The organism is Streptomyces sp. NPDC003042, from assembly GCF_053591315.1.
In genome coordinates this window covers 1-11,432 of sequence record NZ_JBSFTP010000128.1, presented here as the reverse complement: position 1 = coordinate 11,432, position 11,432 = coordinate 1, and the positions used below count along the sequence as shown (strand labels likewise).

Sequence of the window (11,432 nt, the reverse complement as noted above, 5' to 3'; positions counted from 1 at the left end):
CGCAGCGACATCGCGTAGCGACGCGACGAAGGAGCGCTCTTGAGGGGCCGGCCCGAACCGGAGAGACGATGAGACTGACGGGAAGCCCCCATACCCTCCCTGATCCCGGATCACTGGACACCGACCCCCACACCCCCGGCCCACCCCCCGATTCCGCCAACGGAACTCGCCCCCCGATCCTGCGCCAGGACAGAATCGACCTTGTTCGTTTCGTTCGCTTCGTTCGCCTCTTGCTTGTTTGAGACTCTGGGCGGGTGTCTGAGACGACGTACGGCATCGGCGAAGGCCCTGCGGCCAGAGTGAGTCTCGCGCTGCCCGAAGGGACAGCCGGGGCGATCCGTTCACGGGCACGAGTACGCGATCGACGCAGCTGTGGCTGAGGCCGCGTTGCGGCAACGTCGTCCCGTCGTTCTGCTGACGTCTGATGTCGACGACATGACGAAGCTCTGTGGCGGGCGGGTGCGGATCGTCGGCGTCTGACGCCGGGGCGGCGGCCCGCCAGTCGCTGAACGTGGGCAGCGCGTAGCGATCCGGGGCCGGCCTCTGTCCGGCTGATGTGCCGCCGGCCGTCGGGAACCGGACGGATTCCTACCCCACCCGCACCACCGGAGTGATCGTCGTCTCCACCGGTCCGCGGGCGTCCGCCTCGCGTTGGCGTTCCGCGCTGTCGCTGATCCGGAGCAGCAGGGCGATCATGATCCAGTTGGCCAGGAGGGACGAGCCGCCCTTGGCCAGGAACGGCAGGGCCTTGCCGGTCAGGGGGATCAGCCCCGTGACGCCGCCCGCGACCACGAAGACCTGGAGGGCCAGCGCCGAGGCCAGGCCCACGGCCAGCAGCTTGCCGAAGGGGTCGCGCGCGGCCAGTGCCATGCGCAGCCCCCGCTGCACGAGGAGGGCGTACAGCAGCAGGACGGCCATGACGCCGGCCAGGCCGAGTTCCTCGCCCACCGTCGTCAGGATGAAGTCGCTGCGGCCCGCGAACTTGATCAGCTCGGGGTGTCCCATGCCCAGTCCCGTGCCCGAGATGCCGCCCGTGCCGAAGCTGAAGAGCGCCTGGGCCGACTGGTCCGAGGTCACCCCCGCCGGCCGGTTCTCCCAGTAGTACGACAGCGGTTCCAGCCAGGCCGCCACGCGCGCCTTGACGTGCGGTTCGGTCGAGCCCACCGCGAAGGCGCCCACCGCGGCCATGAGCAGGCCGCACACGATCCAGCTGGTGCGTTCAGTGGCCACGTAGAGCATCACCACGAAGACGCCGAAGAAGATCAGCGAGGTGCCGAGGTCGCGTTCGAAGACCAGTACCAGCATGGAGACGATCCACACCGTGACGATGGGGCCGAGCTGGCGCATGGGAGGCAGCCGGACGCCGAGGAACCTGCGGCCCGTCAGGGCCAGTGAATCCCGGTGGATGACGAGGTACCCGGCGAAGAAGACCGCGATCATGATCTTCACGAACTCGCCGGGCTGGAGCGAGAAGCCGAAGAGGATGATCCAGCGCTTCGCGCCGTAGGTGTCCGCGCCGAAGAACGCCGGTGCGATCAGCAGCACCAGGGCGACGGCCATCGTGATGTAGATGAAGCGCTGGAGCAGCCGGTGGTCGCGCAGCAGCGCCACCACCAGGATGCATGCGGCGACGCCGACCACCGTCCACAGCAGTTGTCCGGGCGCGTTGGGGTCGGCGTTGTACCGCTCGATGTATCCCTGGTCGAGCCGGTGCAGCAGGACCAGCCCGAGCCCGGTGAGCAGCATGGCGAGCGGGAAGACCAGCGGATCCGCGTACGGCGCGAAGCGGCGTACGCCCAGGTGGCCCACCAGTGACAGCAGGGTGAGGCTGATGGTGAAGTCGGTGAGGTTACGCGGCAGCTCGTCGTTCATCGCCAGCCCGGCGCCGGCATGGCCGAAAACGGCGATGCCGACGACCAGGACGAGCAGCAATGCTTCGGTACGGCGGCGGGCGCCCGACACCGTCAGGGGCCTCAGCCCCCGCACGGGATGCCGCCGCCGTCGATGCCCTTCTGCGGCTGCGGCTGCGGCTCCGGCTGCGGCGTCGGCTCCGGCGGCGGAGCGTGACCGATCTGCTCGGCAATCAGGCGCTTTATCTTCATATCGGCTATGACGTTGATGTGCTTCCCGCGGTTGCTTCTGAGCCCCGGATGCAGGGTCGCGGGTGACCCGGGGAACGGCCCCGGGAACGGCCCCGAGGGGTCTCGACGCGCAACGCCCGGGGGCGAGAATTGGCACTCCGCTTGACCGAGTGCTAATCACCGGAATAGTCTCGCACCTGGCACTCACCACTGGTGAGTGCCAACACAGCGACAGGCAGGTCCGGCACCCGCGACGACGGATCGACCTGGTCGCCACCTCAGACAGTTAACCCCGGATCTCCGAAGGGGGAGGTCGGATCGTGACGACCGCCAGCTCCAAGGTTGCCATCAAGCCGCTCGAGGACCGCATTGTGGTCCAGCCGCTCGACGCCGAGCAGACCACGGCCTCTGGCCTGGTCATCCCGGACACCGCGAAGGAGAAGCCCCAGGAGGGCGTCGTCCTCGCGGTCGGTCCGGGTCGCTTCGAGGACGGCCAGCGTCTTCCGCTGGACGTCAGCGTCGGCGACATCGTGCTGTACAGCAAGTACGGCGGCACCGAAGTGAAGTACAGCGGCGAGGAGTACCTCGTCCTCTCGGCTCGCGACGTGCTCGCGATCGTCGAGAAGTAATTCTCTTCTCCAGTATTGCTTTGAGCTACGCCCCTGGTCACCCTGCTGATGCCGGGCGGCGAGGGGCGTAGTTCGTTCTAGGCGGTGGAGGTCGCGGTGAGCGGCCGAGGATCGCAACGAGAGGACTGAACCGCTCCCATGCCGAAGATTCTGAAGTTCGACGAGGACGCCCGTCGCGCCCTCGAGCGCGGCGTCAACAAGCTTGCCGACACGGTGAAGGTGACGATCGGCCCCAAGGGCCGCAACGTCGTCATCGACAAGAAGTTCGGCGCGCCCACCATCACCAACGACGGTGTCACCATCGCCCGCGAGGTCGAGCTCGACGACCCGTACGAGAACCTGGGCGCTCAGCTCGTGAAGGAGGTGGCGACCAAGACCAACGACATCGCGGGTGACGGCACCACCACCGCCACCGTGCTGGCCCAGGCTCTGGTCCGCGAGGGTCTGCGCAACGTCGCCGCGGGTGCTTCCCCGGCCGCCCTGAAGAAGGGCATCGACGCCGCGGTCAAGGCCGTCTCCGAGGAGCTCCTCGCGACCGCCCGCCCGATCGAGGACAAGTCCGACATCGCCGCCGTGGCCGGGCTCTCCGCCCAGGACTCGCAGGTCGGCGAGCTCATCGCCGAGGCGATGGACAAGGTCGGCAAGGACGGCGTCATCACCGTCGAGGAGTCCAACGCCTTCGGCCTGGAGCTCGAGTTCACCGAGGGCATGGCCTTCGACAAGGGCTACCTGTCCCCGTACATGGTGACCGACCAGGAGCGTATGGAGGCCGTCCTCGACGACCCGTACATCCTGATCCACCAGGGCAAGATCGGCTCCATCCAGGACCTCCTGCCGCTGCTGGAGAAGGTCATCCAGGCGGGCAGCTCCAAGCCGCTGCTGATCATCGCCGAAGACGTCGAGGGCGAGGCGCTCTCCACCCTCGTCGTCAACAAGATCCGCGGCACCTTCAACGCGGTAGCCGTCAAGGCCCCCGGCTTCGGTGACCGCCGCAAGGCGATGCTCCAGGACATGGCCACCCTCACCGGTGCCACCGTCATCGCCGAGGAGGTCGGCCTCAAGCTCGACCAGGCCGGTCTGGACGTACTGGGTTCCGCCCGCCGCGTCACGATCTCCAAGGACCAGACCACCATCGTCGACGGCGGCGGCAACTCCGCCGACGTCGCGGGCCGTGTCAACCAGATCAAGGCCGAGATCGAGTCCACGGACTCCGACTGGGACCGCGAGAAGCTGCAGGAGCGGCTGGCGAAGCTCGCCGGCGGCGTCTGCGTCATCAAGGTCGGCGCCGCCACCGAGGTGGAGCTCAAGGAGAAGAAGCACCGCCTTGAGGACGCCATCTCGGCGACCCGCGCCGCGGTCGAGGAGGGCATCGTCTCCGGCGGTGGCTCCGCGCTCGTCCACGCCGTCAAGGTCCTCGAGGGCAACCTCGGCCTGACCGGCGACGAGGCCACCGGTGTCGCGGTCGTGCGCCGCGCCGCCGTCGAGCCGCTGCGCTGGATCGCGGAGAACGCCGGCCTCGAGGGCTACGTCATCACCGCGAAGGTGGCCGAGCTCGAGAAGGGCCAGGGCTTCAACGCCGCGACCGGCGAGTACGGCGACCTGGTCAAGGCCGGCGTCATCGACCCGGTCAAGGTCACCCGTTCCGCGCTGGAGAACGCCGCCTCCATCGCCTCCCTGCTGCTCACGACCGAGACCCTGGTCGTCGAGAAGCCGGCGGAGGACGAGGGCGACGCCGGTCACGGCCACGGTCACGGCCACAGCCACTGAGGCTCGCGCCCGAAGTGACGCGAAGGCCCCCGTCCCGCCGTTTCGTACGGCGGGACGGGGGCCTTCCCGTTGGTCGTGAGGGGTGAAGGGGCGGGTCACATCTCGATGACGCCCAGCTCCCGCATCACCTTCATGACGTCGTAGTGCCACCAGCCCTCGGCGATCTTGCCGTCCTTGCAGCGGAAGGTCGTCTGGCCGGTCGCGCTCACGTCCTTGCCGGTCGGCGCGACGCCCATGAAGTCACCCGTGTGCCGTGCGTTCCAGGTCCACAGGGTGGTGACGTAGTCGCCTTCGGCGATCTGGTGGTCCTTGGTGAAGCTCATCTCGAACGCGGACCGCCACATGTTCAGGTCCGCCATCAGCCCGTCGATGCCCTGGGCGTTGGGATCGGCCTGGAAGATGTCGTGGTCGACGTAGTCGGAGGCGAAGATCTCCTCGGCGACGGAGCGGTCCCCCGACATGGCCAGCTCGTCGAACATTCGGTCCACGACCAACTTGTTGAGGTTCTCGTCGCGGACCACGTCCAGGTTGGTGAAGGTCGGCATCCCCTCGCACAGCGACACCATCTCCTGGAACATCCTGTCCGTCTCCGGGAGATGAGAGTTCTTCATGGCCTCTTCGTGCGAGGGGAATTCGACCAACTCCACGTAGTGGTCCTCGGCCTCGCGGTCCTTGCCCACGATGCTGTGGGTCACCGTGCGCTTGCCCTGACTCTGCGAGACGTACCGGTCCAGCAGCTGGTTGAGGTCATCCTGCCGCCGGGTCCTGTAATCGATTATCTGTACGAATGTCATGGCGCCTCCCGGGACTTGGGTCGGACATATCCAGTTTAGGGAGATTGCACCCATTCGGCCGTGCTACCCGCCGGTTTACTGAGGCCCGTACTTGCGGCCAGTACGGGACGACACGCCGCCCAGCAGTCCGCGCGGGGTCAGCTTCACCACACCCATCAGCGCCTTGTACCGCGGGTCCGGGATCGACACGGTCTTGCCGCGCGCCAGGTCGGCCAAGGCCGCGGCCACCAGCTTGTCGGCGTCCAGCCACATCCAGCCGGGGATGTTGTCCGTGCCCATGCCGGCCCGTTCGTGGAACTCGGTCCGCACGAAACCGGGGCACAGGGCCATCAGCCGCACCCCGGACCCCGACAGGTCCTTCGCCGCGCCCTGGGTGAACTGCACGACCCAGGCCTTGCTGGCGCCGTAGGTGCCGCGCGGCACGAACGCGGCTACCGAGGCCACGTTGATGACCCCGCCGCGGCCGCGCGTACGCATCGACTCCGTGGCCGCCGAGGTCAGCCTCAGCACCGCCTCGATGTGCACCTTCAGCATGGTCAGCTCGTCGGCCATGGAGACCTCGAGGTAGCGGCCCTTGTTGCCGAAGCCGGCGTTGTTGACCAGCAGGTCCACGGGGTGCGTACGGTCACCGAGGCGGGCCTCGACCGCCGCGATGCCCTGCTCCGTGGAGAGGTCGGCGGCCAGTACCTCGGCCTCGATGCCGTGCCGGTCGTGCAGCTCGGTGGCCTGCTCGGCCAGCCGCTCGGTGTCGCGGGCCACCAGCACGAGGTTGTGCCCCTGGGCGGCGAGCCGGCGGGCGAAGGCGGCGCCGATGCCCGCCGTGGATCCCGTAATCAACGCAGTCGTCATAGGCGCAACCTAGCTGCCCGGGTCAGCCGCCGTGCTTGCGGAGGCGGGCGTGTACGTCCCGGTGGGCCTCCGGCAGCCCGGCAGGGCGGCGTTCACGTCGATGCCGTGGCGCGGCCGACGTTCGGGGAGGTCAGGTGAATGCCGTCAGGTCGGCCGAGAGCACCCAAAGGCTGCGCCGAATATTGGCTTCGCAGTCAAAGCCGGGCTTATGCTCGAAGGGTGATAGAGGCACGTCATCTCCGAGTTCTGCGCGCTGTCGCCGGGACCGGGTCCTTCTCCGCCGCCGCCCGCGAACTCGGCTGCACCCAGCCCGCCGTCTCCCAGCAGATGAAGGCGCTGGAGCAGTCGGCCGGCACCCCGCTGCTGATCCGCACGGGCCGCGAGATGCGGCTGACGCAGGCCGGCGAGGCCCTGGTCCGGCATGCCGCCGGGATCCTGGCCGGGCTGACGGCCGCCGAGGAGGAGGTCGCGGCCATCGCCGGACTGCGCGCGGGAAGGGTACGGCTCGTCTCCTTCCCCAGCGGCAGCTCCACGCTGGTGCCCACCGCCCTGGCGGCCATGCGCGCCGCGCACCCGGGCACCCGTATCTCGCTGGTCGAGGCCGAACCGCCGCGGTCCGTCGAGATGTTGCGCGAGGGCGACTGCGACCTCGCGCTGGCCTTCCGCTACGGAGGGGCCCCGGGGTCGGCGGCCGAGTGGGAGGACCTCGTGGTCACTCCGCTGCTGACCGACCGGCTCGTCGGGCTGGTCCCCGAGGGGCACCGGCTGGCGGGGGCCGAGCGGGTGGGGATGGCGGAACTGGCCGGTGAGCCCTGGATCGCGGGCTGTCCGCGCTGCCGCCGCCATCTGGTGGAGGTGTGCGAGAGCGCGGGTTTCACCCCGCGCATCGATTTCGCCACCGACGACTACCCGGCCGTGGTGGGGCTGGTCGGGGCGGGGCTGGGGGTCGCGGTGCTGCCGGAGCTGGCGGTGGAGTCCGTACGGGCCAAGGGCGTGAGCACCCTGGTCGTGGAGCCGGCCGTCGAGCGGGAGATCGTGGCGCTGACCCTGCCGGATCTGGCGCGCGTACCGGCGGTGGCGGCGACCCTGGGCGAGCTGGCACGGGCCGCCACGCGGCGGCCGTAAGGCGGTACGGCCGAACGCGTGACGTCCCGGTCCTGCGCCGCGTGCGACACGCCCGGGCGTGCGCACGGATCCGACGAAACGTTCCTGCTGATCGGGTGCCGGGAAGGCCGCGCCTTTCTCCGGCTGATGCGTGGACCTGTCAGTGCGGAGCGATGGGGCCGATCGCACTCGACGCCGGGATCAGCCGATGCCGTGCACGGCCCATCAGTTCCTCACGCTCGTCCTCGGTGAGGCCGCCCCACACCCCGTAGGGCTCGCGGACGGCGAGAGCATGCGCGGCGCATTCCGAACGCACCGGGCATCGCATGCAGACCTCTTTAGCCGAGGCCTCGCGCGCGCTCCTGGCCGCGCCCCGCTCGCCTTCCGGGTGGAAGAAGAGGGAGCTGTCGACCCCGCGGCAGGCAGCCAGCAGCTGCCAGTCCCAGAGGTCGGCGTTCGGTCCGGGGAGGCGGGAGAAATCTGCCATGGGTAGTCCTCTTGGTGCCGGTACTGAGGCGGATACGGTCCAAGTCTCCACACCTACTGTCAGAGTAGATGTAAATATGACTCATTGGGAATCTAGCCTCAGACACGTGCCGAACGGAAGAAAAGCCGCCAAATAGGGCATAGCTCCAGATGGAGGACAGTCGACTCGCGCCTCCAACGCCGTGATCGCTTCCTCACGTAGAGTGCCGAAGGTGTCCGTCCGACCCGTAACTCTTTCGAGTGACCGTCGTTGAGAGAGCGAGTGCGGTTGAACCAAGAAGTTCCCGGACAGATGTCCGAGGACGTCGACCGCACAGGTGACGATACGTACCAGCCTGGAGGCTCAAGGTGACGCGCATCAGCAGCTGCGGAGGGCGGTCATGACATCCGTCCTCGTCTGCGACGACTCCCCGCTTGCCCGAGAGGCGCTCCGTCGCGCGGTTGCCACCGTGCCCGGCGTCGAGCGTGTGACGACGGCAGCCAACGGCGAGGAAGTCCTCCGCCGCTGGGGTGCCGACCGATCCGACCTGATTCTGATGGATGTCCGGATGCCCGGCCTCGGCGGTGTCGAGACGGTCCGCCGGCTCCTCTCGGCCGACCCGGGTGCCCGCATCATCATGCTGACGGTCGCCGAGGACCTGGACGGCGTGGCCCTCGCGGTCGCCGCCGGTGCCCGGGGCTATCTGCACAAGGACGCCTCGCGCGCCGAACTGCGGGCCACGGTCACCCAGGCTCTCGCCGACCCGACCTGGAGGCTGGCCCCGCGCCGGCTCCGCTCGGCCGAGATGGGCGCCGCGCCCACGCTCACCGCGCGTGAGATCCAGGTCCTGGAGGGGATGAGCCACGGCCGGTCCAACGCGGAGATCGGGCGCGAGCTCTTCCTCTCCGAGGACACGGTCAAGACGCATGCCCGCAGGCTGTTCAAGAAGCTCGGCGCCTCGGACCGGGCGCACGCCGTGGCACTCGGGTTCCGCTGGGGCCTGGTCCGCTGACCGCGAGGCCGGCGGGCGGCTGTCGAGAGCGGTCCCGTCCGCCACCGGCGGACGGGGCGGCCCTTCGTCGGCCGCTTCCCCCGGCCACCGGTGGCACCGCGCCCCGCACCCGTCGGGGCGGGCGCCGCTCGCGTCCCGCCGTATCCGGTGCGCGGTCGGGGATTGGCGGGGCAGAATCAGGGGGACGTGTCGCTTCGGGCGCGATGCCGCATGCTTGAGGTGTGCCGCATTCTTGGAGACGTCGAGTCCTCGGGGAGATTCGGGCCGAGCGGAGGGGAGGGCGCAGATGATGAGTTCCGGCGCACCCGCTCATAACGCTTCGACGCACAACGCCGACCGTGGTGCCGCGAATCCTCCGGCGCCAAGGCACCATGGATTGATGCGTGACGACGAGGCCCTGGGGTCACCCCCGGCCACAGGCCCCACCGGCGCCGCCAAAGGCGGCGGCTCCGGGGCCGTCAGCGCGCTCGTACGCCGTGCGGTGGACGGTGACGAACAAGCCACGCACGACCTGCTCGCCTTCGTACACCCCCTCGCCATCCGCTATTGCCGCACCCGGCTGTCGCGACTTCCGGGTGACGCTCGTCACTTCGTGGAGGACCTGGCGCAGGAGGTCTGCGTCGCCGTCCTGATGGCCCTGCCCCGCTACCGGGACACCGGACGCCCCTTCGAGGCGTTCGTCTTCGCCATCGCCGCGCACAAGGTCGCCGACCTCCAGCGGGCCGCCATGCGGCATCCCGGGAGCACGGCCGTGCCGTCCGACGAGATGCCGGAGCGGCCGGACGACTCGCTCGGGCCGGAGGAGCGGGCGCTGCTCAGCAGTGACGCCGCCTGGGCCAAGAAGCTGCTGGCCAACCTGCCGGAGAACCAGCGCGAGCTGCTCGTACTGCGGGTGGCCGTCGGGCTGACGGCGGAGGAAACCGGCCAAATGCTGGGGATGTCGCCGGGAGCGGTGCGCGTCGCGCAGCACCGGGCGCTCAGCCGGCTCCGCGCGCTCGCCGAGCAGTAGGCGACCTCGCAGGCCTCCTGGGAGTCCTACGACTCGTAGGAAGCCACGAAACTTCCACTCGGTCTTGGTCGTGGAATGAGACGCTGCGGGATCCCGTTAGCATGGACATCCGCGCTGAGCAAGACCATTTGGGAAGGTGTCATGACTGACAGCGGTTCGACTGGAGTGCCCGACAAATTCGCCACGCTCGGACTGACCTACGACGACGTGCTGCTGCTGCCGGGCGCGTCGGACATGTCGCCTGACGCGATCGACACCTCCTCCCTCATCTCGCGGAACGTGCGCGTGAACGTTCCGCTGCTGTCCGCCGCCATGGACAAGGTCACCGAGGCCCGCATGGCCATCGCGATGGCCCGTCAGGGAGGCGTCGGCGTACTGCACCGCAATCTCTCCATCGCCGACCAGGCCAACCAGGTCGACCTGGTCAAGCGCTCCGAGTCCGGCATGGTCACCGACCCGATCACGGTGCACCCGGACGCGACGCTGGGCGAGGCCGACCAGCTCTGCGCGAAGTTCCGCATCTCCGGCGTCCCGGTCACCGACGCGGCGGGCAGGCTGCTCGGCATCGTGACCAACCGCGACATGGCCTTCGAGTCGGACCGCAGCCGCCAGGTGCGCGAGGTCATGACCCCGATGCCGCTGGTCACGGGCAAGGTCGGCATCTCCGGTGTGGACGCCATGGAGCTGCTGCGCCGCCACAAGATCGAGAAGCTTCCGCTGGTCGACGACGCGGGGATCCTCAAGGGCCTCATCACGGTCAAGGACTTCGTCAAGGCCGAGCAGTACCCGAACGCCGCCAAGGACCGGGAGGGACGCCTGCTGGTCGGCGCGGCCGTCGGCGTCGCCGGTGACGCGTACGAGCGCGCGCAGGCCCTGATCGAGGCGGGCGCCGACTTCATCGTCGTCGACACCGCACACGGCCACTCGCGCCTCGTCGGCGACATGGTCGCCAAGATCAAGTCGAACTCCACGGTCGACGTCATCGGCGGAAACGTCGCCACCCGCGACGGCGCCCAGGCGCTCATCGACGCCGGCTGCGACGGCATCAAGGTCGGCGTCGGCCCCGGCTCCATCTGCACCACCCGCGTCGTCGCCGGCATCGGCGTCCCGCAGGTCACCGCGATCTACGAGGCCGCGCTGGCCGCCAAGGCGGCGGGCGTCCCGGTCATCGGCGACGGCGGCCTCCAGTACTCGGGCGACATCGCCAAGGCCCTGGTCGCGGGCGCCGACACGGTGATGCTCGGCTCGCTGCTCGCGGGCTGCGAGGAGTCCCCGGGCGAGCTGATGTTCATCAACGGCAAGCAGTTCAAGTCGTACCGCGGCATGGGCTCGCTCGGCGCGATGCAGTCCCGCGGAGACCGCAAGTCCTTCTCCAAGGACCGCTACTTCCAGGAGGGAGTGGGCGGCGACGACAAGCTCATCCCCGAGGGCATCGAGGGCCAGGTGCCGTATCGCGGGCCGCTCTCTGCGGTGGTCCACCAGCTGGTCGGCGGTCTGCGGCAGTCGATGTTCTACGTCGGCGGCCGGACCGTTCCCGAGCTCCAGGACCGGGGCCGCTTCGTCCGGATCACCTCGGCGGGCCTCAAGGAGAGCCACCCGCACGACATCCAGATGACGGTGGAAGCACCGAATTACTCCCGTAAGGGGTAGCAGGTGATCTGAGGTGGGCGGGCCGGGGTGACCGGGCCCGCCCATCGCCGTTGCCGGGGGCTCCGCCAGAG

At 69.2% G+C, this 11,432-nt stretch carries 11 protein-coding genes and 1 pseudogene; 7 read left to right on the top strand and 5 right to left on the bottom strand.

Going from position 1 to position 11,432, the window contains the following annotated elements:
• Window positions 1–286 precede the first annotated feature (286 nt).
• Window positions 287–480, top strand: a pseudogene (locus tag ACWDYJ_RS34580) (DNA-binding protein); the annotation flags it as partial.
• A 108-nt stretch (window positions 481–588) separates the two neighbouring features.
• Here ACWDYJ_RS34580 and ACWDYJ_RS34575 read toward each other — a convergent pair.
• Window positions 589–1,986, bottom strand: a complete 1,398-nt coding sequence (locus ACWDYJ_RS34575; protein WP_451569570.1) for an FtsW/RodA/SpoVE family cell cycle protein — start codon at window positions 1,984–1,986, stop codon at window positions 589–591.
• Window positions 1,974–2,102 (bottom strand): hypothetical protein, encoded by a 129-nt coding sequence (locus ACWDYJ_RS34570; protein ID WP_451569569.1) that lies wholly within the window; start codon window positions 2,100–2,102, stop codon window positions 1,974–1,976. The genes ACWDYJ_RS34575 and ACWDYJ_RS34570 overlap by 13 nt, the downstream gene beginning before the upstream one ends.
• Before the next feature lie 299 nt (window positions 2,103–2,401).
• Between ACWDYJ_RS34570 and groES the strand changes: the two genes are divergently transcribed.
• Window positions 2,402–2,710 (top strand): co-chaperone GroES, encoded by a 309-nt coding sequence (groES, locus tag ACWDYJ_RS34565; RefSeq protein WP_030230757.1) that lies wholly within the window; start codon window positions 2,402–2,404, stop codon window positions 2,708–2,710.
• A gap of 138 nt (window positions 2,711–2,848) precedes the next feature.
• Window positions 2,849–4,477, top strand: a complete 1,629-nt coding sequence (gene groL / locus ACWDYJ_RS34560) for a chaperonin GroEL (protein WP_451569568.1) — start codon at window positions 2,849–2,851, stop codon at window positions 4,475–4,477.
• Window positions 4,478–4,572: 95 nt separating this feature from the next.
• On the opposite strand, the gene ACWDYJ_RS34555 is transcribed toward groL, so the two are convergent.
• Complete coding sequence (locus tag ACWDYJ_RS34555) at window positions 4,573–5,271, bottom strand: ester cyclase (protein ID WP_451569567.1); 699 nt, start codon at window positions 5,269–5,271, stop codon at window positions 4,573–4,575.
• A 75-nt stretch (window positions 5,272–5,346) separates the two neighbouring features.
• Window positions 5,347–6,120 (bottom strand): SDR family NAD(P)-dependent oxidoreductase, encoded by a 774-nt coding sequence (locus ACWDYJ_RS34550; protein WP_451569566.1) that lies wholly within the window; start codon window positions 6,118–6,120, stop codon window positions 5,347–5,349.
• 219 nt (window positions 6,121–6,339) lie between these two features.
• Between ACWDYJ_RS34550 and ACWDYJ_RS34545 the strand changes: the two genes are divergently transcribed.
• Window positions 6,340–7,245 (top strand): LysR family transcriptional regulator, encoded by a 906-nt coding sequence (locus tag ACWDYJ_RS34545; RefSeq protein ID WP_451569565.1) that lies wholly within the window; start codon window positions 6,340–6,342, stop codon window positions 7,243–7,245.
• A gap of 139 nt (window positions 7,246–7,384) precedes the next feature.
• Here ACWDYJ_RS34545 and ACWDYJ_RS34540 read toward each other — a convergent pair whose 3' ends face one another.
• Entirely contained in the window at window positions 7,385–7,711 is a 327-nt protein-coding gene (locus tag ACWDYJ_RS34540) for a WhiB family transcriptional regulator (RefSeq protein ID WP_030027725.1), read from the bottom strand.
• A gap of 379 nt (window positions 7,712–8,090) precedes the next feature.
• On the opposite strand from ACWDYJ_RS34540, the gene ACWDYJ_RS34535 reads away from it, so the two are divergent.
• The 3 genes from ACWDYJ_RS34535 (at window position 8,091) to guaB (ending at window position 11,361) form a co-directional block, all read left to right on the top strand.
• Window positions 8,091–8,702 (top strand): response regulator transcription factor, encoded by a 612-nt coding sequence (locus ACWDYJ_RS34535; protein WP_003948568.1) that lies wholly within the window; start codon window positions 8,091–8,093, stop codon window positions 8,700–8,702.
• Window positions 8,703–9,081: 379 nt separating this feature from the next.
• On the top strand, window positions 9,082–9,711 hold the full coding sequence (locus ACWDYJ_RS34530; RefSeq protein ID WP_451569564.1) for a sigma-70 family RNA polymerase sigma factor: 630 nt from the start codon (window positions 9,082–9,084) through the stop codon (window positions 9,709–9,711).
• A 141-nt stretch (window positions 9,712–9,852) separates the two neighbouring features.
• On the top strand, window positions 9,853–11,361 hold the full coding sequence (guaB, locus tag ACWDYJ_RS34525; RefSeq protein WP_451569563.1) for an IMP dehydrogenase: 1,509 nt from the start codon (window positions 9,853–9,855) through the stop codon (window positions 11,359–11,361).
• Window positions 11,362–11,432 lie beyond the last annotated feature (71 nt).